The following is a 20982-nucleotide window of genomic DNA, read 5'->3' on the forward strand; positions in this document are numbered from 1 at the left end:
GCCCTCGGCGACGGGCCCGTTCCCCCGGGCCCGTCCCGGATCCGACCCCGAGCGTGCCGGGGGTGGGGATGACGGGGTCCTCCTTCGAGGCCTCGCCCCTGGCCCGACTCCGCGCCCCGGCCCGCTCGCCGCTCGTTCCTCGTTGCGATGCTCCCGAGGCTGTCGTCAGGCCTCGAGCTTGTAGCCCAGGCCCCGCACCGTGAGCAGGTACTTCGGGTTCGCGGGGTCGGGCTCGAGCTTGGCCCGCAGCCGCTTCACGTGGACGTCGAGGGTCTTGGTGTCGCCGACGTAGTCCGAGCCCCAGACGCGGTCGATCAGCTGCGCACGCGTGAGCACCCGCCCGGCGTTGCGCAGCAGGAACTCGAGCAGGTCGAACTCCTTGAGGGGCAGCGCCACCTGCTCGCCGTCCACGGCGACCACGTGCCGCTCGACGTCCATCCGGACCGGGCCTGCGGCCAGCACGCCCTCCACCGGAGCCGCGTCGGCCACCTCCCCGCGGCGGCGCAGCACCGCGCGGATGCGGGCGACGAGCTCGCGCGCCGAGTACGGCTTGGTGACGTAGTCGTCGGCCCCCAGCTCCAGGCCGACGACCTTGTCGATCTCGGCGTCCTTGGCGGTGAGCATGATGATCGGCACGTTGCCGCGGGCCCGCAGCGCCCGGCACACCTCGGTGCCCGGGAGGCCGGGGAGCATCAGGTCGAGGAGCACGATGTCGGCCCCGCCGCGGTCGTACTCGGCCAGGGCGTCGGGCCCGGTGGCGGCCACGACGGTCTCGTACCCCTCCCGGCGGAGCATGTAGGACAACGCGTCGGAGAAGGACTCCTCGTCCTCGACGACCAGGACACGGCTCATGAACGCTCGGTCTCCAGACTCTGGGGTGCGGGAACGGCGGACGGCTCCGCCGCCGGGTGGTCGGCCGGGCCGGCGAGCGGGATCCGCAGGGTGAAGGTCGAGCCCAGCCCCTCCTCGCTCCAGACGGTCACCGAACCACCGTGGTTGCTCGCGACGTGCTTGACGATGGCCAGTCCCAGCCCGGTTCCCCCGGTGCTGCTGGCCCGGGACTGGTCCACCCGGTAGAAGCGTTCGAACACCCGGTGACGGTCCGCGCGCGGGATGCCGATGCCGCTGTCGGTGACGGCGATCTCCGCGAAGCCCGACCGGGCCCGGGCGGCGACGGCGACCCGGCTGCTGCCCGTGCTGTAGGCGACCGCGTTGGCGAGCAGGTTCGTCACCGCGGTCACCAGCTGGCTCTCCACGCCGCGCACGACCAGATCGGGCTGGCCACCGAGCACGATCTCCAGCTGCTTGGCGCGGGCTGCCGTCCGGGTGCGGTCCACCGCCTCGGAGAGCACCCGGTCCACCTCCACCGGCACCAGCTCGGGCAGCGGCTCACCGCCCTGGAGCCGGGACAGGTCGATCAGCTCGCGCACCAGCCGGCCGAGCCGGTCGGCCTCGTGGGCGATGCGCACGGCGAACCGCTGCACCGCCTCGGGATCGTCGGCCGCGCCCTCGATCGCCTCGGCCAGCAGCGCCAGGGCGCCGACCGGCGTCTTGAGCTCGTGGCCCACGTTGGCGACGAAGTCGCGGCGGACCGCCTCCACCCGCCGCGCCTCGGTGACGTCCTGGAGGACCAGCGCCACCGGGCCGGGCGGAGCCACGGCGCCGCTGTCCAGGCGGACCCCGTGCACCCCGACCAGGCGCGGACCGGCGCCGACCAGGTCACCGGGTAACCGGACGTCGGCGCGCCGGGTACCCCCGCTGCGCACCGTGCGGGCCAGCGCGAGCAGGTCCGGGACGAGCAGCCGGGTGCCGCGGACGACGCCCAGGGCCCGGGCGGCGGGGTTGGCCAGCAGAACGGCGTCGTCGATGCCGACGACCACGACCGCGGGATCCATCAGGTCCACCAGGCGCCGCGCCAGCGCAGCCTCGGGCGGCGGCACGGCCGCGCCGTCGAGGGCGCGTCGACCCAGATCGGGACGGGAGCGGATGATGACTGTGGCGGCCACCACCCCACCCAGGAGGAGGCCGACCACCAGGGCGACCAGTGGGCTCACGGCCCAGATGGTAGGTGGGCCGACGCCGGTGAACAGCCATCGGCAACAGGTTCACCGCTCCGACGGGTCACTGTTCACCGCGCGGGGGGCAGACGTTCACCCCGCGGCGACCGGACCGGCCCTCGCTCCGCCTACTGTCGGTGGGGGATCACGATGAGAGGACGACCGTGCGGGACAGCTACCACGAGGAACTCGACGACATCAACGCCTGCCTGGTGGAGATGGCCAACTCCGTGGGCTCGCAGATGAGCACCGCCACGACAGCGCTCCTCGACGCCGACGTCGCCCTGGCCGACCTGGTGATCGCCGGCGACGACCAGATCGATGCCACCCGCGAGAGCATCGAGCAGCGCACGTTCACCCTGCTCGCGCGCCAGCAGCCGGTGGCCGGCGATCTGCGCACCATCACGGCGGCCATGCGGATCGTCGCCGACCTCGAGCGCATGGGCGACCTCGCGGCGCACATCGCCAAGGTCGCCCGGATGCGGTTCCCCGACCACGCGGTCCCGCAGGAGGTCCGTCCGGCCTTCCTCGAGGCCGGCAACGTGGCCGAGCTGCTCATCACGAAGACTGCGACGGTCATCGCCAAGCGGGACGTCGAGGCGGCGCGGGAGCTGGAGACCGACGACGACGCGATGGACCTGATCCACCGCGGCTTGTTCCGGCAGCTGCTGAGCGAGACCTGGCCGCACGGCATCGAGACGGCGATCGACATCACGCTGCTCGGCCGCTACTACGAGCGCTTCGCCGACCACGCGGTCAGCGTCGCCCGCCGGGTCGTCTACCTGGTCACCGGCGAGCGCTGGGAGTCCGAGGTCACCGGCAAGGCCTGATCCGGGTGAGCCCGCGCGCGGGGCGCCGTTCACGAGGGCGCCCGGACGGGCACCGGGCTCCTACTTCTTGCCCTGGTTCTTGACCGCCTCGATGGCGGCCGCGGCCGCCTCGGGGTCGAGGTACTCCCCGCCGGGCGTGGTCGGGCGCAGGTCGGCGTCGAGGTCGTAGCGCAGCGGCACCCCCGTGGGGATGTTCAGGCCCACGACGGCGTCCTCGCTCATGCCGTCGAGGTGCTTGACCAGCGCGCGCAGGCTGTTGCCGTGCGCCGCGACCAGCACGGTCCTGCCCAGGCGCAGGTCCGGCACGATCGCGTCGTACCAGTAGGGCAGCATCCGGACGACGACGTCGGCCAGGCACTCGGTGGCCGGGCGCGCCTCCGGCGGCAGGAACGAGTAGCGGTCGTCGCCGTCCTGCGACAACCCGCTGCCCGGCTCGATCGGGGGCGGCGGGGTGTCGTAGGACCGGCGCCACGTCATGAACTGCTCCTCGCCGTACTCCGCGAGTGTGGCGGCCTTGTCCTTGCCCTGGAGCGCGCCGTAGTGGCGCTCGTTGAGCCGCCAGGAGCGCTTGACCGGGATCCACTGCCGGTCGGCCTCGTGCAGGGCCAGCTCGGCGGTCATGATCGCCCGCCGGAGCAGCGAGGTGTGCGAGACGTCGGGCAGCAGCCCGTGCTCGGCGAGGAGCTGCCCGCCGCGGGCGGCCTCGGCCCGGCCCTTCTCCGACAGCGGGACGTCCACCCAGCCGGTGAAGAGGTTGGCCTTGTTCCACTCGCTCTCGCCGTGGCGGAGCAGCACCAGGGTTCCGGGGGAGGTCGTCACGTCGATCATCCTGCCCGACGCCGCCCGCGTGGGCAGCGGGGCCGTCGGGCGAGGGCCCGCGTCCGCTCACCCTCGCCTTCCCGCCCGGGTACGGGTCGGCTGCTCAGCAGGGCGGCCAGCAGCGCCTGTCGAGTCACCGGGCGACCGAGGACGTGCGCTCTCGCCGGCCCGGCAGCCAGACCAGCACGACCACCGCCGCCACCAGCGTCGCGGCCGCCGTGCCGACCGCGGTCACGTGCATCGCGGTGACGAAGGCCTCCCGCGCCGGCTCCACCACCGCCGCGGCGGCCGCGGCCTCCTCCGGCGTGCCCTCGGCCTGCGCCCGGCTCACCGCCTCGAGCGTGGCCACGATCGAGTGGCGGGCGTCGTCGCGCGCGCCGGCGGGCAGCCCGTCGGCCGCGGACCCGAGCTGCGCCGAGTAGGTGGCGGCGAGCAGCGAGCCGAGGATCGCGACACCGAGGGCCCCGCCCACCTGGCGCACCGAGTTGTTGACCGCCGCCCCGGCGCCGGCCTTCTCCCGGGGGACGACGGACATGATCGACTCGGTCGCGGGCGCCATGACCGCCCCCATGCCGACGCCCTGCACCGAGAGCACGGTCAGCAGCAGCCACACCGGGGACGTCAGGTCGAGCAGCTGCACCCCGGCGAAGGACAGCGCGATCAGCAGGAATCCCGTGGCGCAGACGGCCTTGGCACCGAAGCGCTCGGCCAACCCGGAGCTGCGCGGGGCCATGAGCGCCATGCCGAGCGCGACCGGGATGAGGGCCGCCCCGCTCTGCAGCGGCGAGTAGCCGCGCACGCCCTGCAGGTAGAAGACCAGGTAGAACGTGGCGCCGAGCAGGGCGAAGAAGTTGAGCCCCAGGGCCCCGGCGGCCGCGGAGAACGCCGGGTTGCGGAACAGCGAGACGTCCAGCGCCGGGTGGGCGGACCGCCGCTGCAGCCACACGAAGAGCACCAGCAGGACCACGCCGCCGACCAGCGGCACCAGCACGCCGGGCGTCGTCCAGCCCTCACCACCGCCGCCCCGGATGATTCCGAACACCAGCCCGGCGAGCGCCACGATCGACAGCAGCACGCCGGGCACGTCCAGGCGGCCGGGGTTCGGGTCCCGGGACTCGGGGACCACGGCGAGCACGGCCACGATCCCCAGGACCGCGACGGGGACGCCGACGAGGAAGACCGCGCCCCACCAGAAGTGCTCCAGGACGGCGCCACCGGCCAGCGGCCCGCCGGCGACCGCGATCCCGGCGGTGCCGGCCCAGATCCCGATGGCCCGGCCGCGCTCCCGGGCCGGGAAGACGTTGGTGATGACGGCGAGCGTCGTGGGCTGGACGGCCGCCCCGCCGATGCCCATGACCGCCCGCCACGCGATGAGCTCCAGCGCGGTGTCGCTGAACGCGGCGAGCACCGAGCCGACGGCGAAGATGCTCAGGCCGATCAGCAGCACCCGCCGGCGGCCGATCCGGTCGCCGATCACCCCCCACGAGAACAGCAGCCCCGCGAACACGAGGATGTAGGCGTCCACGGCCCACTGGAGCTCGCCCTGGGTGGCGTCCAGCTCCCGCTGCAGGGTCGGGATGGCGACGTTGAGGATCGTGTTCCCCATGATGACCACGAGCAGGCAGACGGTCATGGTGGCCAGCACCCACCACCGCCGGTCGTATCCGGCGCCGGTCTCCTCGCCGGGTGCCACGGCGCCCGGCTGCGACTTGTCCGTCGCCGTCACGCCCCGGCAGCCGGGTCGGCGCCGGCGGGGCTCCCGCCCGTGCGGTGCGAGGACTCGACGAAGGCGGCGAAGGCCTCCAGGTTGCGCAGGGACTCGCCCCGCTTCACCCGCCACTCCCACTCCCGGCGGATCGAGGTGCCGAACCCGATCTCGAGCATGGTGTTGAAGTGGTCGTCGGCGTAGCTGAGCACCGAGCCGAGGACGCGGTCGAGCTCCTCGGGGGTGACGGCGGCGTGCGGCAGCCGGCCGGTCAGGTAGACGTCGCCGACCGAGTCGATCGAGTAGGCGACGCCGTACATGCGGGCGTTGTGCTGCAGGAGGTAGGTCCACAGCTGCTCGCGGTTCTCGTCGGGCTGGCGGCAGACGAACGCCTCCACGCGCAGCGCGTGCTCCCCCACGATCAGCCCGCAGACCGTCTTGAGCTTCTTGGTGCCCGGGAGGTCCACCAGCCAGGTGCCCGGCCGGGGGTGCTCGTGCACCAGCTCGCTGTCCCGGAGGGTCTGCTCGATGAGGGCGTCGAGCTCCTCGATCGCCCGGCTCACCGGGCCACCCCGAACCCGGGCAGCGCCCGCAGCGGACCGGGGCGCCGTTCCCGTAGCGGAACGGCGGGCGCGGCGGCCATCTCCGCCGCCGCCGAGACGTAGGCGTCGACGAGGGCGTCGGCGGTGCGGTCCCACGAGAACCGCCCGGCGTGCCGGCGGGCGCCCGCGGCCAGCAGCTCCCGGCGACCCAGCACCGAGCGGACCGCGGCCGCGTAGTCGCGCGGGTCGTGGCCGACGACCAGGACACCGGAGACGCCGTCGCGGACCGCCGTCGGCAGCCCGCCCACGGCCGCGGCGACGACCGGGGTGCCGCACGCCTGCGACTCCAGCGCCACCAGGCCGAAGGACTCGTTGTGACTGGGCACCACCGTGACGTCGGCGGCGCGGTAGAAGTCGGCCAGCCGGTCGGGCGGCTGCGGCGGGTGGAACCGCACCAGGTCTCCGATGCCCAGCGCGACGGCCAGCTGCTCGAGCTGCCGCGGCGCCTCCAGCCCCGAACCGCTGGGCGCGCCGACGACGTGCACCTCCAGCCGGGAGCGGAGGCCGGGGTCATCGGCCAGCATCCGCGCGGCACCGGCGAGCAGGACGTCGGGCGCCTTGAGCGGCTGGATCCGGCCGACGAACAGCAGGACGACGGCGTCGTCGGCCGTCCCGACGGCGCGGCGGGCCGCGGCCCGGCTGCCCGGGGTGAACCGGTCCAGGTCGACGCCGGGCGGCACGACCAGCGTGCGTGCGGGATCGGCCCCGTAGAGGCGCACCAACTGGCGGGCCTCCTCGTCGGTGTTGGCGATCAGCCGGTCGGCCTCGGTCACCACCTGCTCCTCCCCGATGACCCGCGCCCGCGGCTCGGGGCGGTCGCCGGCGGCCAGGGCCTCGTTCTTCACCTTGGCCAGGGTGTGCGCGGTGTGCACCAGCGGCACGCTCCACCGGTCCCGGGCCAGCCAGCCCACCTGGCCCGAGAGCCAGTAGTGGGAGTGGACGACGTCGTAGTAGCCCGGCTCGTGCTGGGCCTCCTCGCGCAGCACCGCTGCGGTGAAGGCGCACAGCTGCGCGGGTAGCTCCTCCTTGCCCAGGCCCTCGAAGGGGCCGGCGCTCACGTGGCGCACCGTGACCCCGGGGCTCATCTCCACGACGGGCGGCAGGTCGCTGGAGGTGGCGCGCGTGAACACGTCGACGGCGACGCCCCGCGCGGCCAGCCGGCGGGAGACCTCGACGATGTAGACGTTCATGCCACCGGCGTCGCCGGCACCGGGCTGGTCGAGCGGGCTGGTGTGCACCGAGAGGGTGGCCACCCGGGACGGCAGACCGGGGCCGGAGAGGCGACGAGCGGGCACGTGGACCTCCGCTCTGCTCCCGCGAGGGTTCGCTGTCGGCACCCCTGTCGGTCCCCCATCCTGCATCAGCGCCAGGATGAGCACATGTCAGGTCCCTCACCTTCCGCCCCGTCGGGGTACCGCCCGCTGCCCGGCACCGGGCGCACCGCCGTCGTCACCGGCGCCTCCAGCGGCATCGGCGCGGCCACGGCCGCCCGGCTGGCGGCCGAGGGCTTCGAGGTCGTCGCCGCGGCCCGCCGCGCCGACCGGCTGGCCGCGCTGGCGGAGTCGACCGGCGCCCGGGCCGTGCCGCTCGACGTCACCGACGCGCGGTCCGTGGCGGCGTTCGCCGACGCCCTGGACCGGGTCGACGTGCTGGTCAACAACGCGGGCGGGGCGTTCGACGCCCATGCGGTGGCCGACGCCGACCTCGACTCGTGGGCGCGCACCTACGACGTCAACGTGCTCGGCACCGTGCGGGTGACCAGGGCGCTGCTGCCCGCCCTGCGGGCCTCCGGCGCCGGCGACGTGCTGTTCGTCAGCTCGACCGCGGGGCTGATCTCCTACGAGGGCGGGGCGTCGTACACGGCCGCCAAGCACGGCGTGCACACCCTGGCCGAGACGCTGCGGCTGGAGCTCGTGGGCGAGCCGGTGCGGGTCATCGAGATCGCGCCGGGGATGGTGCGCACCGACGAGTTCGCGCTGAACCGGCTGGGCTCCGCCGACGCCGCCGACGCGGTGTACCGCGGGGTGCGCGAGCCCCTGGTCGCCGAGGACGTCGCCGACTGCATCGCCTGGGCCGTGACCCGGCCGCACCACGTGAACGTCGACCTCATGGTCGTGCGACCGCGGGCGCAGGCGGCGCAGCACAAGGTCGCGCGGGACGGATGAGCCGGCCCGTGCAGATCCGCGAGGCGACCGACGCCGACTGGCCGGCGATCTTCCCGGTCTTCCGCGCGGTGGTCGACGCGGGTGAGACCTACACCTACCCGGCGGGGCTGTCGTCCGACGAGGCGCGGGCACTGTGGATGGCGCCGCCCCCAGGCCGCACGGTGGTGGCCGTCGACGGCGACTCCGTGCTGGGCACCGCCAAGGCCGGCCCCAACCGCCCGGGGCGCGGCTCCCAGTGGCGACCGCGAGCTTCATGGTCGGCCCGGCGGCGCAGGGACGCGGTGTGGGCCGCGCCCTGGGTGAGCACGTCGTCACCTGGGCACGCGAGGCCGGCTACCGGTCGATGCAGTTCAACGCCGTCGTCGAGACCAACACGGCGGCCGTGGCGCTGTGGCGGTCGCTGGGCTTCCGCATCGTCGGCACCGTCCCCGAGGCCTTCGACCACCCGCAGCAGGGCTACGTCGGGCTGCACGTGATGTACCTGGACCTGCGCGCCGGTTGACCGCGGTCAGGGCCGGACCGCGGTCGGCTCCCGGTCCAGGGTGACGCCGAACCTCTCCTGCACGGTCGCGACGACCTTCTCGGCGAACGCGAGCAGCTCCGCGGCGGTGGCGCCGTCCTCGGTGGTCAGGGCGAGGCTGTGCCGGGAGGACGTCCCGACGTGGCCCGCGCGGGTGCCGCGGCCGAAGCCGGCGTGCTGCACCAGCCAGGCGGCGCTCAGCTTGACCTGCCCGTTCCCGGCCGGCCAGCTCGGGCAGCCGTCCACGGCACGCTCGGCCGGCACGATCGGGTTGGTGAAGAAGGAGCCGGCGCTGCGCGAGTCGGGGTCGGCCGGGTCCCACACCATGCCCTTGCCGCGGCGCAGCGCCAGCACGGCCTCGCGGACCGCCGTCAGCGGTGCCCTGCTCCCGACCTCCACCCCCAGGGAGCGGGCCAGCTCGGCGTAGCCGACGGGCCGGGACAGCGCGCCCGGGTGCAGGGCGAAGCTCACCTCGAGGACCACGAAGCGACCGGGTTCGCGCTTGAGCCGGCTGTCGCGGTAGGCGAACCCGCACTCGCCGGGGGTGAGCGCGCGCTCGCCCTTCTCCGCGCGGTCGTAGACGCGGACGGCGGTGATGGTCTGGGCGACCTCCTGCCCGTAGGCGCCGACGTTCTGCACCGGCGTGGCGCCGGTCGAGCCGGGGATGCCCGAGAGCGCCTCCATGCCGGCCAGCCGGTTCTCGACCGTGTAAGCGACCAGCGCGTCCCAGTTCTCCCCGGCCTGCACGGTGAGGGCATCGCCGTCCCGCCGGATGCCCCGGGTGCGCACTGCCACGACGTCCCCGGGCCAGCCCTCGTCCGGGGCGATGAGGTTCGAGCCGCCGCCGACGAGCAGCAGCGGGCGGCCGGCCTCGTCGGCGTCGCGCACCGCCGCCACCAGCTCGGCCGGGGTCTCCACCTCGATGAGCCGTTCGGCGGGGCCGCCGACGGCGAGGGTCGTCAACTCCGCCAGCGGGACGTCGGATCGCACCTGCACGGGTCGACGGTAGCCGGGACTACGCTTCCCTCCGGTGAGCGAGGCGGGCGACGAGCACAAGCGCCGGGCCTCGCTGTCCCCTCAGCCGCCGCGCAAGGCGCCCCGGCTGGCCGCCGGGCGGGCCCGGGCCCTGGGCCTCCCGACCCGCGGGACGACGAACGCCAACCGGCTGCGCCGGGTCGACCGCTGGGTGCTGGCCACCCAGGTGCCGCGGCTGCGCGACTCGGCGCGGCCGCTCGTGGTCGACCTCGGCTACGGCTCGTCCGCCGTGACGACGCTGGAGCTGGTGGAGCGGCTGGCGCCCGAGGTCGACGGCCTGGAGGTCGTCGGCCTGGAGATCGATCCCGCCCGGGTGGCGGCGGTGGCGGCCGACCGGGACCCGCCCCGGGTGGACTTCCGAGTGGGCGGGTTCGAGCTGGCCGGGCTGCAGCCGGTGCTGGTCCGCGCCTTCAACGTGCTGCGGCAGTACGACGAGGAGTCCGCCGCCCGCGCCTGGGACACGATGCGCGAGGCGCTCGCGCCCGGTGGGCTGGTCGTCGAGGGCACCTGCGACGAGTGGGGTCGCCGCTCAGCGTGGGTGGCGCTGGATGCCGACGGCCCGCTCACCCTCACGCTGGCCGCCCGGGTGTCCGACATCTCGGCGCCGTCGGACCTCGCCGAGCGCCTGCCCAAGGCGCTGATCCACCACAACGTGCCGGGGCAGCCGGTGCACGCGTTCCTGCGCGCCTTCGACGCGACCTGGGCCGCCGCGGCGGGGATGAGCGCGTTCGGCCCCCGCCAGCGCTGGACCGCCGCGGTGGAGGCGCTCGGCGAACAGGGCTGGCCGCTGGTGGGCTCGAGCCGGCGGTGGCGGCACGGTGAGGTCACCGTGCGCTGGTCGGCGGTCGCGCCGGTCGGGGCGTGAGGCTGCCGCCGGGGCCGGTCGCCGTCGCGGGCGGCACGGCCGAGCTGCTCGCGGACGCCGATCGCGACGGGTCGTGGATGCTCCTGGTTGACGGCACCCCGCAGTCGCACGTCGACCTCGACGATCCCGCGCACCTGGAGTTCGAGTACGTCCGCCGGATCGGGCACGTGCTCGACCTCGCCGCGGCGCCCGGCGCCGCCCTGGACGTGGTGCACCTGGGCGGAGGTGCGCTCACGCTGCCGCGGTATCTCGCCACCACCCGGCCCGGCTCCCGGCAGCGGGTGGCCGAGATCGACGAGCCGCTCACCCAGCTGGTGCGCGAGTTCCTGCCCCTTCCCCGGAACGCCCGCATCCGGGTCCGTGCCGCCGACGCCCGCGAGGCGCTGGGGACGATGCACACGGCGAGCACCGACGTCGTCGTCACCGACGTCTTCGCCGGCGCCCGGACCCCGGCGCACCTGACCACTGCGCAGTTCGTGGCCGAGGTCGCCCGGGTGCTCCGCCCCGGGGGCGTCTACGCGGCCAACGTCGCCGACGGCCCGCCGCTGCGGTTCGCCCGCGGGCAGGTCGCCACGCTGCGCGCCGCCTTCCGGCACGTGTGCCTGCTGGCCGAGCCGGGCACGCTCCGCGGCCGCCGGTTCGGCAACCTGGTCGCCGTCGCGTCCGACGCCGAGCTGCCGCTGGCCGACCTCAGCCGCGCCTGCGCGCGCGACCCGATGCCGTCGCGCGTGGTCGACGGCGCCGACCTCGACCGGTTCACGGGCAACGCCCGCCCGGTCTCCGACGACGACGCCCAGGCCTCGCCCGAGCCGCCCGCCGGTGTGTTCGGCCGCTGAGCAGCCACCACGAGGCGGTCCCGGAGCCGCCCATGCGTGCTCCTCGGCCGCAGCTCAGCGCCCATCTGCTGTCCGGGTGCTGATGCCGGCCGACGACCAGCCCTGAGGCGGGCCGGCAGGGGGTGCGCCGGCTACCAGCTGTTCCCGCTGCTCAGGCCGCGGACGGCGGGCCGCACGTCCACCAGGTAGACGGTCGCGGCGATGACGGCGGGCAGCCCCAGCAGGGACATCGGCGTTTTCTGCCAGAAGATGATCAGCAGGGCGAGACCGGTGATCGCGGCCCACCCCGGCTTGGTCAGCTTGCCGGCCGCCACGTACCCGGAGGCGGGCCGGATCAGGGCGTCGACGAACGCCCAGGCGGTCAGCGCCAGCGACGCCCAGTACAGGATGAGCAGCAGCCATCCGTCGAACAGGCCCATGCCGCGAGCCTACCCGCGCCCGGGCGCACCCCGGCCCGCTGCGCGGGCCGACTCACCCCCGAGGAGGGACGGCCGGGGACGCGACAGGGCCCCGGAGCGCTGGTCGCAGCTCCGGGGCCCTGGTCGGTGGTCCGACGTCCGGGGGACGTCAGCTCTTCTTCGTGGGCACCGCGGTCGGGTCCGCCGGCTTGGCGGTTCGGGCCCGGGTCACGCGGGCCGAGGTGGCGTCGGCCGGCGACTTGCGCGCGGCGGCGCTGCTTTTCTTGCCGGTGGTGCGGGCCTTGGGCGCCGCGACGGCCTCCTCGGCGACGTCCTTGGTCGCGTCGGCGGCGTCCTCGAGCTTGTCCTCGGCCTCGGCCGCCACCTTGGTGGCCTTGGCCGCGGTCTTCTGCGCCACGGAGGTCACCTCGTTGGAGGCCTCGACGACGGCCTCCGCGGTGTCCTCGAGGACGTCGTCGAGGGTGTCCTCGACGCTGTCGACGGCCTGCTCGGCGCGGCGGACGATCCGGCGGACGCCGGGCTGGCGGCGCAGGTCCTCGACGACCTCGGCGCCACGCTCGGCCAGGGTCTCGACGGTCGTGACGGCCTGGCTGCGGGCCTGCTCGACCAGTTCGGCGACGGTGCTGCGCAGCGCCTCGGGACGGACGGCGGTGGCCAGCTGCTGGGCGGTGGTCCGGGCGCTGCCGGCCGCCTCGGTGGCCCGGGTGCGGGCCTCCTTCACGGCCAGGTCGGCCTGGACCTGGGCCTCGCCGGGCAGCGCCTCGGCCTTGGAGCGGAACGAGGCGACGACGGTGCGGGCCCGCTCGACGGCCAGGTCACCGGCGCCGACGAAGGCCAGCAGCGGGGTGCGGGCCTGCTCGGCGAGGGTGCGGCTCTGGGCGACGGCGAACTCGCCGTACTGCTTCACGGTCTGGGTGGGGGTCATGCCGACTCCTTGGGAGTGGAAGGGTGGGGGACGTTCAGCTGGCGGCCGGGGACGACGCCCGGTGCTCGCGGACGTAGGTCTCGTAGAGCTCGAGCAGGACGGCCTTGTGCCGCTCGGACAGCGCGTCGTCGTTGCGGATCGCCGCCACGGTGTCCGGGTTCCCGGTACGCCGGTCGAGGATCCCCGCCTGCTCGTAGAGCGTCTCGGCCGAGATCTTCAGGCCCCGGGCGATCGACGCGAGGATCTCCGCCGAGGGCTTGCGGAGGCCCCGCTCGACCTGGGACAGGTAGGGATTGCTGACGCCGGCGGTGCGGGCCAGCTCGCGCAGCGAGACGCGCGCGGCGTTGCGCTGCTCACGGATGAAGTCGCCGACCGAGCCGACCGCCGAGACGCCGGAGGCGTCGGCGACCGAGTCGGCCACGCTGCCGGCGACCCGGTCCACCGTCGAGCGGACCGTCGTCACCTGTTCGCGGACGAAGTCACCGGGGGTCTGCACAAACACCACGCTAACCCCGCGCGCTTGCTCTTGCAAGCGGATCTGTTAGCACCCGGGCGTGAACACCCTCACACCTCGACGTCGCAGCTCAGACCGCCAGCGTCGAGCTCTCCCGGACCTCGCCGACGACGCCGTTCCCCCCCGGCACCGGTGGACGCGCCCACGGAGCAAGCACCTCGGCCGGCACGCCGAGCCGGCGCAGCCCCGCCGTGAGCGCCGGGGTCCGCCCTCGGTCCCCACCGTCGTCGAGCTTCAGTGCCACCGCTCCCCGCCCGGGCAGCGCCGCCACGTGGACGCCGTCCGCGCCGCCCTTGACCAGCAGCCCGGGCACCGCCTGCATGAGGTCGGTGTCCTCCCGGCCGGTGCCGGCGACGAACCAGGGGTGCGCCCGCATCGCGTCGGCCACCGCCCGGTCCCGCGAGCCCCCGCGCGCCTGCACGAGCGAGAGCGCCCCACGGGCCAGGCCGGTGAGCGACAGGGCGTGCTGCGGAGCCCCGCAGCCGTCGACCACGATCGCCGCGACCTGCTCCCCGGCCGCCTCGCCCAGCCGCGACTCGATCGCCTGCTGCAACGGGTGCACGGGGTCGAGGTAGCCCACGGTCGGCCAGCCTGCGGCGACGCACGCCGAGAGCATCGCCGCGTGCTTGCCCGAGCAGTTCATCGCCAGGCGGTCCGGAGCCCGGCCGGCGATGAGCCAGCCCGCCCTCGTCCCCTCGTGCTGCGGCAGGGCCGGCGGGCAGCCGAGGTCGCCGGGGCCCAGGCCGACGGCTGCCAGCATCCCCGCGACCAGCTCGCGGTGACCGTCCTCGCCGTTGTGCGAGCCCGCGCCGACGGCGAGCTCCTCGCCCGAACGCGGGGCCCAGCCCGCGGCGAGCAGCGCGGTCGCCTGCACCGGCTTGTTCGCCGAGCGGGGCAGCACCGGCCGGTCGACGTTCCCCGCGGCCAGCAGCACGTCCCCGCCCGCGCCGAACACCACGAGCGCTCCCCGGTGGACCGACTCCAGGAACCCCGACCGCCACACCTCGACGAGAACGGGGCTGTCCGGCCACCGTGACGAGGAAGGGCCTCCTTGCACATCGGAGGACCCCGTCCCCGGCACCCCTCGCACGCTCGGGGCGAGGCTCTGGACGGGGTCGGCCGGCGCCGCGGCTTCCGCAGGAGCGCGGCGGTTCTCGTTCAGTGCCGGCCCTCGTCGGCGAGCAGGGCGGCGACATCGGCCTCGCCGTCGCGGTACCGGCGGCCCAGCTCCGCGGCCAGCCCGTCCATGACCTGCTGCACCCCGCGCCGGCGCTCCGACAGGCCCTTCTCCGCCTCGGCGAGCGAGCGCGCGGCCTCCTCGAGCTCGTCGCCGGAGAGCTCGGTGATCGCCGACAGGTCGGCACCCGGGGTCAGCGAGTTCACCCAGGACTCGTACTCCTGCGGGTCGGCCGGCTGGACCGTCTGGTGCCGCCCGAGGCCGTGCGCAGGGCCCCGGCCCTTCTCCGCGAGGATCTCCGGCAGGAGGTCCACCAGCGACCGCCCGTCGTGCTCGGCCCGCCGCTGCAGCTCGCGCCGGACGATGTCCAGCCGGCCCTGGAGCAGGCGGCGGGTGTAGGAGAGGTTGACCTCCTGCTGCTCCGCCTCGCGGCGCAGCCGCCGCACGTCGCTCATCGGCCGCTGGACCGCGGACTCCAGGAACGACGGGTCCAGCAGCGCGTCGACGGCGGCACCGCCGGCGGGGGACGGCTTCGGGCTCACGGGGTGGCCTCCAGGGGCGGGACGCCCGGCACGCGGGCATCGGCGGTGATCGGTGGGCGCCGGCGGTGCGGCGGGCTCACTGCGGGATCGTCCCAGACCGGACGGCCCGCACGCGGTCACGCGCCGCCGCCTGGGTGTCGTCGGGCCCGGACGGCGCGTCGTCGGGGTCGACGGCCGCCGTCGAACCGCCCACGGTGAGCGCGGTGCCCGGGGCCACCGACTGCTTCACCAGCGCCAGAGCGACCACGCCGAGCTCGTGGTGGCGGACGACGCTGCCCACCCGGCCGACCGTGCGGGTGCCGGCCAGGACGGGCTCGCCGGGGGCCGGGAGGTCCTCGCTGACGCCGTCCAGGTGCAGGAGCACCAGCCGGCGGGGCGGGCGCCCGAGGTTGTGCACGCGGGCGACGGTCTCCTGCCCGCGGTAGCAGCCCTTCTCGAGGTGCACGGCGGTGGTGAGCCACTCGAGTTCGTTGGGGATGGTGCGGTGGTCGCTGTCGGTCCCGAAGCGCGGCCGCCGGGCCTCGACGCGCAGCGCCTCGTACGCCGACACCCCGGCGAGCCGGGCCCCGGCGGCCAGCAGGCGGTCGGCGACCACCCCGACGTCGGCCCGCGGCACCAGGACGTCGAACGCCGCGGCGGTCCCGTCCCCCAGGGCCGGCATCCGCCGCACCCAGCCACCGCCGGTCGCCACCACGCCGTAGGCCACCTCCGGCACGGGCAGCCCCGCCGCCGCGAGCACCGCCGGGCCCTCGGGCCCGACCACGCCCAGCAGCGCCCAGGCGTCGGTGACCAGCCGGGGCTCCACCCGCAGCATGAACCGCATCCGCTCGAGGAAGGCGTGCAGCGCCGCCCCGGTGCCCGGCTCGACGTCGGCCCAGGTGGTGCCGGCCAGCTCGGTGACCACCAGGTGGTGCTCCACGTGCCCGTTCGGGCTGAGCACCAGCGCCTCGCTGCCCGTGCTGTCGCCCAGCCGCTCGAAGTGCTGGCTGGTGATGCTGTGCAGCCACGTCAGCCGGTCGGCCCCGGGCACCGCGAGCACGTCGCGGTCGCTGCGGTCGACCAGACCCGCGCCCTCGGCCAGCACCCGCTGCTCGCGCAGCGGGTCGCCGTAGTGGGCGGCGACGGCGCGGGCCGCCTCCGGCCCCACCTCGACGGGCACGGCCCCCGGTCGGGATAGCAGGGGCGAGGGCGTGGTCATGGCGACTCCGTTCGGGCGCGGTCTCGGCAGGCGCGGCACGTGCCGGAGAGGGCGACGTGACCGACGTCGACGGTGAAACCCAGGTCGGCCGCCAGACGTTCCGCCGCCTCGTCGAGCAGGTCGGGCGCCGCCGAGGAGATCTCCCCGCAGGAGTTGCAGACCACGTGCAGGTGGGGCCGCTCGGCGGCGTGGTAGACCGGCGCCCCCCGCCCCAGGTGGGTGTGCCACACGAGGCCGAGCCGCTCCAGCAGCTCGAGCGTGCGGTAGACCGTCGAGGTGTCCGGAGCGCTGCCGCCCGGGCCGGCCTCCTCCCGCAGCCGCGCGCCGATGGCCTCCGGGGTCGCGTGCGCCAGCGCCGATACCGCGGCCAGCACCCGCGCGCGCTGCGGGGTCAGCCGCAGGCCGCGGGCCCGCAACTGCTCGGCGAGCGGCGCGGCGACGTCGTCCGTGCCCATGGCGAGAGCCTATGCCGGGGGTGCGGCAGGCTGGGCGCGTGACGGAGGAGCGCAGGGTGGCGGTCTGGCGGGACGGCGCGGCGGTGGCGGTTCCCGCCGGCGATCCGGTGGTGACCGCCTTCGACCAGGGCCTGGGCCGCGGGGACGGCGTCTTCGAGTCCGTCGCAGTCGTCGCCGGGCGCACCCCGCACCTGCACGCGCACCTGGCCCGGTTCGCCCGCTCCGCCGCCCTCCTGGGGCTGGACTCCCCCGGCGACGCCGTCTGGTCGGCGCTGGTCGCCGCGGTGCTGGGGGACTGGGACGCCGGCACCGAGGGCCTGTGCCGCCTGTTCCTCACGCGTGGGCCGGGCGACGGCGCCCCGCCGACCGCGCTCGCGCTGCTCGCCCCCGTGCCGCAGGAGACGCTGCGGCAGCGGGCCGAGGGTCTGTCGGTGGTCAGCCTCGGGCTGGGGGTGCCCGCCGACTTCCGCGCCCGGGCGCCGTGGCTGCTCGGCGGCGCGAAGACCCTGTCCTACGCGGTCAACATGGCGGCAGGGCGCCACGCGCACGACCTCGGCGCCGACGACGTCGTCTTCACCAGCCTCGAGGGGCTGGTCCTCGAGGGCCCGACCTCGACCGTCGTGTGGGCCGCCCGCGGCACCCTGCACACGCCGCCGGTGGACACCGGCATCCTCGCCGGCACCACCCAGGCCCGGTTGTTCGCCAGGGCGGAGGCCGACGGCTGGCCCACGGCCGTCACCGCCGGCACGGTCGACGACCTGCACGCCGCCGACGCCGTGTGGCTGCTCTCCGGGGTGCGCGGCGCCGCACCGGTGCACACCCTCGACGGGGTGCGCCGGGGGGACGCCGGGCTGTCCCGACGGGTCCGAGAACTGCTCGCCGGGTAACGTGAACGGGAGGTGAGCCGGGAAGTCTGGTCGGCAGCCCCTTCACCGACCCTTCCCCACGGAGCCGCCGCATGACATCGCCCGCACCCGCCCGCCTCTTCGGGCGCGGCTCCTGGACCGAGGCCAGCCGGGTGGCCTCCGTCCTCCGCAAGGAGACCGTCGGCGGCGTCCTGCTGCTGACGGGCGCGGCCATCGCGCTGATCTGGGCCAACTCCCCCTGGGCGGAGTCCTACGAGGCCCTGCGCGACACCCGCGTCGGGCCGGCTGCGCTGCACCTTGACCTCACGCTGGGCACCTGGGCTGCCGACGGGCTGCTGGCGATCTTCTTCTTCGTCGCCGGTCTGGAGCTGAAGCGCGAGTTCGTCGCCGGGGATCTCCGCGACCCGCGCCGTGCGGCGCTGCCGATCGCCGCGGCGGTCGGCGGGATGGCGGTGCCCGCCCTGTTCTTCGTCCTGCTCAACCTCGGCGGACCGGAGGGCGCCCTGCGTGGCTGGGCGATCCCGTCGGCCACCGACATCGCCTTCGCGCTCGCCGTCCTCGCGGTGATCAGCACCCACCTGCCCAGCGCGCTGCGCACCTTCCTGCTCACCCTTGCCGTCGTCGACGACCTCCTGGCCATCGTCGTCATCGCGGTCTTCTACACCGCCCAGCTCGTCGTCCCGGCCCTGCTGCTCTCCCTGGTGCCGCTGGCGATCTTCGGCTTCCTCGTGCAGAAGCGGATCCGCTCCTGGTGGCTGCTGCTGCCGCTCGCGGCGGCCACCTGGGTCCTCATGCACGAGTCGGGCGTGCACGCCACGGTCGCCGGCGTGCTGCTGGCCTTCACCGTTCCGGTCGTCCGCAGCGCCGCGGCCGGTGGACCGGACGCCGGACCCGGGCTCGCTGAGCACTTCGAGCACCGCATCCGGCCGCTGTCGGCGGGAATCGCCGTCCCGGTGTTCGCCTTCTTCTCCGCGGGCGTGGCCGTCGGTGGGCTCTCCGGTCTGGGCGAGTCGCTCGGCGACAGCATCGCCATCGGCATCATGGTCGGCCTGGTGGCCGGCAAGGCGATCGGCATCACCGGGGCCACCTGGCTGATCGCGCGCTTCACCCGGGCGCAGCTCGACGAGAACTTGGGCTGGGCCGACGTGGTTGGCCTGGCCCTGCTCGGCGGCATGGGCTTCACGGTGTCGTTGCTGATCACCGAGCTCGCCTACGGCGCGGAGAGCGAGAGCTACGAGCACGCGAAGATCGGCATCCTCTTCGGCACGCTGCTCGCCGCCGTGCTCGCCGGAGTCATCCTGCGGCTGCGGAACCGCCGCTACAAGCAGATGTACGCGGCGGAGAGCCGCGACGTCGACCGGGACGGGATCCCGGACGCCTGGGACACCGTCGACGACCGCGCCGAGCACGAGCGGGAGGGTGCGACCCCACCGGGCCACACCTTCGGCGGGATTCCGCGCGGGGACGAGGACGACGCTCCCCCGCCCGCGTACGAGACGGTCGACGACGAGGCCGACCACGACCCCGGCTGGAAGGGCGCACCCCCGCCCGGGCGGGGCGTCACCGACGCCGCTGGCACGAGCGAGGCACCGCCGGCCCCCTACGAGACGGTCGACGACGAGGCCGACCACGACCCCGACTGGGCGGGCACCCCGCCTCCGGGACGGCCGGCCAGGCCGTTCGCTGACGGCTGACAAATCCGGTTGCCGGAGCCCTCCGCGCCGACGTACCGTCGTCGTACACGAGAGAGGAGGTGGTCCGTAACTTGCTGAGCTACAGGACTCGTGAGGTGGCTGTCCGCTAGCCGCCGTCCAGATGGGCCGCCCGTTCGGATGGGAATCCGAACGACGGCATGATCGCCCGTCCGTCGTACGGCGGCGAGCGAGAACCGGACAGTCACCCGACCCCCGGGCCGCCGACATTTGTCCAGTCGGCCCGCGTGCTGCCCCCTCAGGGAGGCGCCGCGGAGCAGCCCGGGGGTTGTCCGTTCTCCGGGGAGGTCGGCGTGCAGCTCGGCGGACTCCCCGTCGAGACCGATGTGTCGGTCGGCACCTGGATCGCCGGAGCGGTCGCCCACGAGGACCGGGGCACCGTCGGCTCGCTCGTGCCCCCGGTCTTCCCCGCGTACGCCCGGGTGCTGCATCCCGCTTACCGGTACGACGGCGACGAGGACGTCGAGGTCACCTGGTCCTCCGTCGCCGCCGTCAACGGCACCGTCGCCCATCCGCTCATGCAGTGGCCCGCGGTGACGGGCGGCTGGGAGTACCTGACCGAGGACAGCCAGCCGCCCACGTGGGACGGCGCTCCCGCCGAGGGGCACCTGCCCACCACGGTCGCCGGGCGCATGGCCGGCGTGCTCGCCCGGCACACCGCCGTCCCCGGCAGCTGCCTCTTCGGCCGCTGGGCGGGCTTCGACGCCGACGCCGTGCGCGGTCTGCCGACGCTGCCGCTGCCCGGGGCGCGCGACGTCGTCCTCGTGCGGGGCGGGGTCACCGATGCCACCCGCAACCTGGCGCGGGAGCCCTCGGAGCAGAGCGCCAACCTGTGGTGGCCGTCGGACCGTACCTGGCTCGTGGCGACCGACATCGACCTGGTGAGCACCTACGTGGGCGGAACGGCGACGTGCATCGCCGAGCTGCTGGCCACGCCGGCGCTGGAGGTCGTCCGCGCGGCCCCGGCCGACCCGGTGGGCCTCGGCGACGACCCGGTCAACCCGGTGCCGCCCCGCGGCTGAGCCGAGCGTCGCTCAGGGGCCGATGAGCACCCAGTCCCCGACGACGTCGACCTGCACCCCCGAGTCGGTGGGTCGCACGTCGGTGATCCGCTGGGCGAAGGGCAGCGGGTCCAGGGGCACCCGGAAGGTGAACCGTTCGGCGAGCAGCAGTTCGCTCACCCCGCCCAGGCCGGGAACGCCGCTGAAGCGCCTGGGCTCCACGACGAGCGTGTCCCCGTCCGCGCCGAGGTCGACATCCGCGGAGGCCTCCACCGTGCTGCCGAGCAGGTCCGCCGCCCCGGTCACCCGCAGCTCCCCGGGATCGGCCTCCTCGAGCGACAGCGGACGCCCGGTCATGTCGAGGTACCGGTTCAGGTCGTCGTAGCTCAGGAAGGCCTCGGCCTCGGTGCCGGTGACGAGCAGCCGGTCGGGGTCACCGCGCAGGAGGTCGTGGAAGGACAGGTAGACGTCGGTGAGCCGGGCGTCGACGGACGTGATCCGCAGCGGCCCGGAGGTGACCTCCTGCATGGCGATCTCCACCTCGTCGTAGCGACCGCGGAGGACCTGGGGGAGGAACAGGGGGCCACGCACCTTGACCTCCGGCTCCTCGTGCGTCCCCGTCCGCTCCTGCAGCGCCTGGGCGACGAGCCCCTCGGCCGCACGGCGGGCCAGCAGGTCGGCTCCCCACAGCAGCAGCACGGTGCCCAGCAGCACGCCGAGGGCGATCCCCACGCCACGG

General features: G+C 75.1%; 23 protein-coding genes. 8 read left to right on the plus strand and 15 right to left on the minus strand.

All coding sequences use genetic code 11. The features are described 5' to 3' along the window. Window positions 1–165 precede the first annotated feature (165 nt). Window positions 166–852 carry a response regulator transcription factor gene (locus ACI791_RS12470; RefSeq protein WP_347058109.1) on the minus strand — a complete coding sequence of 229 codons (687 nt, stop codon included), beginning with the start codon at window positions 850–852 and terminating at the stop codon, window positions 166–168. Further along, a complete protein-coding gene (locus ACI791_RS12475; RefSeq protein WP_456586320.1) occupies window positions 849–2054 on the minus strand; it encodes a sensor histidine kinase in 1206 nt (401 codons plus the stop codon). The genes ACI791_RS12470 and ACI791_RS12475 overlap by 4 nt, the downstream gene beginning before the upstream one ends. Window positions 2055–2221: 167 nt before the next feature. Between ACI791_RS12475 and phoU the strand changes: the two genes are divergently transcribed. Next, the gene (gene phoU / locus ACI791_RS12480) at window positions 2222–2887 is read left to right on the plus strand and encodes a phosphate signaling complex protein PhoU (RefSeq protein ID WP_456586321.1); all 666 of its coding nucleotides are present in this window, start codon (window positions 2222–2224) and stop codon (window positions 2885–2887) included. A gap of 60 nt (window positions 2888–2947) precedes the next feature. Here the strand turns inward: phoU and ACI791_RS12485 are convergent, their stop codons facing one another. From ACI791_RS12485 to mshA, 4 genes are all read right to left on the minus strand, one after another. Continuing rightward, on the minus strand, window positions 2948–3706 hold the full coding sequence (locus ACI791_RS12485; RefSeq protein WP_456586322.1) for a phosphoglyceromutase: 759 nt from the start codon (window positions 3704–3706) through the stop codon (window positions 2948–2950). Between the two features lie 133 nt (window positions 3707–3839). Further along, on the minus strand, window positions 3840–5432 hold the full coding sequence (locus ACI791_RS12490; RefSeq protein WP_456586323.1) for an MFS transporter: 1593 nt from the start codon (window positions 5430–5432) through the stop codon (window positions 3840–3842). Further along, window positions 5429–5974, minus strand: a complete 546-nt coding sequence (locus ACI791_RS12495; protein ID WP_347058114.1) for a YbjN domain-containing protein — start codon at window positions 5972–5974, stop codon at window positions 5429–5431. The genes ACI791_RS12490 and ACI791_RS12495 overlap by 4 nt, the downstream gene beginning before the upstream one ends. Beyond that, complete coding sequence (mshA, locus tag ACI791_RS12500; RefSeq protein ID WP_456586324.1) at window positions 5971–7308, minus strand: D-inositol-3-phosphate glycosyltransferase; 1338 nt, start codon at window positions 7306–7308, stop codon at window positions 5971–5973. Before mshA ends, ACI791_RS12495 begins: the two co-directional genes overlap by 4 nt. A gap of 84 nt (window positions 7309–7392) precedes the next feature. On the opposite strand from mshA, the gene ACI791_RS12505 reads away from it, so the two are divergent. Together ACI791_RS12505 and ACI791_RS12510 are read left to right on the plus strand one after the other, a co-directional pair. Further along, entirely contained in the window at window positions 7393–8178 is a 786-nt protein-coding gene (locus ACI791_RS12505) for an SDR family oxidoreductase (protein ID WP_456586325.1), read from the plus strand. A 235-nt stretch (window positions 8179–8413) separates the two neighbouring features. Then, entirely contained in the window at window positions 8414–8680 is a 267-nt protein-coding gene (locus ACI791_RS12510) for an N-acetyltransferase family protein (protein ID WP_456586326.1), read from the plus strand. 6 nt (window positions 8681–8686) lie between these two features. Here ACI791_RS12510 and ACI791_RS12515 read toward each other — a convergent pair whose 3' ends face one another. Further along, the gene (locus tag ACI791_RS12515) at window positions 8687–9694 is read right to left on the minus strand and encodes a UDP-N-acetylmuramate dehydrogenase (RefSeq protein WP_456586327.1); all 1008 of its coding nucleotides are present in this window, start codon (window positions 9692–9694) and stop codon (window positions 8687–8689) included. A 34-nt stretch (window positions 9695–9728) separates the two neighbouring features. Here ACI791_RS12515 and ACI791_RS12520 point away from each other — a divergent pair, with 34 nt between their 5' ends. Further along, the gene (locus ACI791_RS12520) at window positions 9729–10598 is read left to right on the plus strand and encodes a class I SAM-dependent methyltransferase (RefSeq protein WP_456586328.1); all 870 of its coding nucleotides are present in this window, start codon (window positions 9729–9731) and stop codon (window positions 10596–10598) included. Beyond that, a complete protein-coding gene (locus tag ACI791_RS12525; RefSeq protein WP_456586329.1) occupies window positions 10595–11434 on the plus strand; it encodes a spermidine synthase in 840 nt (279 codons plus the stop codon). The genes ACI791_RS12520 and ACI791_RS12525 overlap by 4 nt, the downstream gene beginning before the upstream one ends. A gap of 131 nt (window positions 11435–11565) precedes the next feature. Here the strand turns inward: ACI791_RS12525 and ACI791_RS12530 are convergent, their stop codons facing one another. The 7 genes from ACI791_RS12530 to ACI791_RS12560 all read right to left on the minus strand — a co-directional run bounded on the left by ACI791_RS12530 (window position 11566) and on the right by ACI791_RS12560 (window position 16664). Further along, window positions 11566–11853 (minus strand): DUF2516 family protein, encoded by a 288-nt coding sequence (locus ACI791_RS12530; RefSeq protein WP_347058121.1) that lies wholly within the window; start codon window positions 11851–11853, stop codon window positions 11566–11568. A 148-nt stretch (window positions 11854–12001) separates the two neighbouring features. Further along, a complete protein-coding gene (locus ACI791_RS12535; RefSeq protein WP_456586330.1) occupies window positions 12002–12778 on the minus strand; it encodes a hypothetical protein in 777 nt (258 codons plus the stop codon). Between the two features lie 34 nt (window positions 12779–12812). After that, window positions 12813–13274 carry a helix-turn-helix domain-containing protein gene (locus ACI791_RS12540; RefSeq protein ID WP_456586331.1) on the minus strand — a complete coding sequence of 154 codons (462 nt, stop codon included), beginning with the start codon at window positions 13272–13274 and terminating at the stop codon, window positions 12813–12815. Between the two features lie 88 nt (window positions 13275–13362). Further along, window positions 13363–14382 carry an asparaginase gene (locus ACI791_RS12545; RefSeq protein ID WP_456586332.1) on the minus strand — a complete coding sequence of 340 codons (1020 nt, stop codon included), beginning with the start codon at window positions 14380–14382 and terminating at the stop codon, window positions 13363–13365. A gap of 68 nt (window positions 14383–14450) precedes the next feature. After that, on the minus strand, window positions 14451–15011 hold the full coding sequence (locus ACI791_RS12550; protein WP_456586333.1) for an RsiG family protein: 561 nt from the start codon (window positions 15009–15011) through the stop codon (window positions 14451–14453). A gap of 76 nt (window positions 15012–15087) precedes the next feature. After that, window positions 15088–16209 (minus strand): CAF17-like 4Fe-4S cluster assembly/insertion protein YgfZ, encoded by a 1122-nt coding sequence (gene ygfZ / locus ACI791_RS12555; RefSeq protein ID WP_456586334.1) that lies wholly within the window; start codon window positions 16207–16209, stop codon window positions 15088–15090. After that, the gene (locus ACI791_RS12560; protein ID WP_456586335.1) at window positions 16206–16664 is read right to left on the minus strand and encodes a Fur family transcriptional regulator; all 459 of its coding nucleotides are present in this window, start codon (window positions 16662–16664) and stop codon (window positions 16206–16208) included. Before ACI791_RS12560 ends, ygfZ begins: the two co-directional genes overlap by 4 nt. 38 nt (window positions 16665–16702) lie before the next feature. Here ACI791_RS12560 and ACI791_RS12565 point away from each other — a divergent pair, with 38 nt between their 5' ends. From ACI791_RS12565 to ACI791_RS12575, 3 genes are all read left to right on the plus strand, one after another. Further along, on the plus strand, window positions 16703–17551 hold the full coding sequence (locus tag ACI791_RS12565) for an aminotransferase class IV (protein WP_456586336.1): 849 nt from the start codon (window positions 16703–16705) through the stop codon (window positions 17549–17551). Window positions 17552–17622: 71 nt separating this feature from the next. Then, a complete protein-coding gene (gene nhaA / locus ACI791_RS12570) occupies window positions 17623–19224 on the plus strand; it encodes a Na+/H+ antiporter NhaA (protein WP_456586337.1) in 1602 nt (533 codons plus the stop codon). Between the two features lie 311 nt (window positions 19225–19535). Then, a complete protein-coding gene (locus tag ACI791_RS12575) occupies window positions 19536–20264 on the plus strand; it encodes a hypothetical protein (protein ID WP_456586338.1) in 729 nt (242 codons plus the stop codon). Between the two features lie 12 nt (window positions 20265–20276). Here ACI791_RS12575 and ACI791_RS12580 read toward each other — a convergent pair whose 3' ends face one another. Then, window positions 20277–20975 carry an LmeA family phospholipid-binding protein gene (locus tag ACI791_RS12580; protein WP_456586339.1) on the minus strand — a complete coding sequence of 233 codons (699 nt, stop codon included), beginning with the start codon at window positions 20973–20975 and terminating at the stop codon, window positions 20277–20279. Between the last annotated feature and the right edge of the window lie 7 nt (window positions 20976–20982).

Source organism: Blastococcus sp. SYSU DS0973 (genome assembly GCF_054051055.1).

Coding starts and splice junctions, on each gene's coding strand:
- ACI791_RS12470 (WP_347058109.1), bottom strand. CDS start 852: ATGAGCCGTGTCCTGGTCGTCGAGGACGAGGAGTCCTTCTCCGACGCG.
- ACI791_RS12505 (WP_456586325.1), top strand. CDS start 7,393: ATGTCAGGTCCCTCACCTTCCGCCCCGTCGGGGTACCGCCCGCTGCCC.
- ACI791_RS12530 (WP_347058121.1), bottom strand. CDS start 11,853: ATGGGCCTGTTCGACGGATGGCTGCTGCTCATCCTGTACTGGGCGTCG.
- ACI791_RS12535 (WP_456586330.1), bottom strand. CDS start 12,778: ATGACCCCCACCCAGACCGTGAAGCAGTACGGCGAGTTCGCCGTCGCC.
- ygfZ (WP_456586334.1), bottom strand. CDS start 16,209: ATGACCACGCCCTCGCCCCTGCTATCCCGACCGGGGGCCGTGCCCGTC.
- ACI791_RS12560 (WP_456586335.1), bottom strand. CDS start 16,664: ATGGGCACGGACGACGTCGCCGCGCCGCTCGCCGAGCAGTTGCGGGCC.
- nhaA (WP_456586337.1), top strand. CDS start 17,623: ATGACATCGCCCGCACCCGCCCGCCTCTTCGGGCGCGGCTCCTGGACC.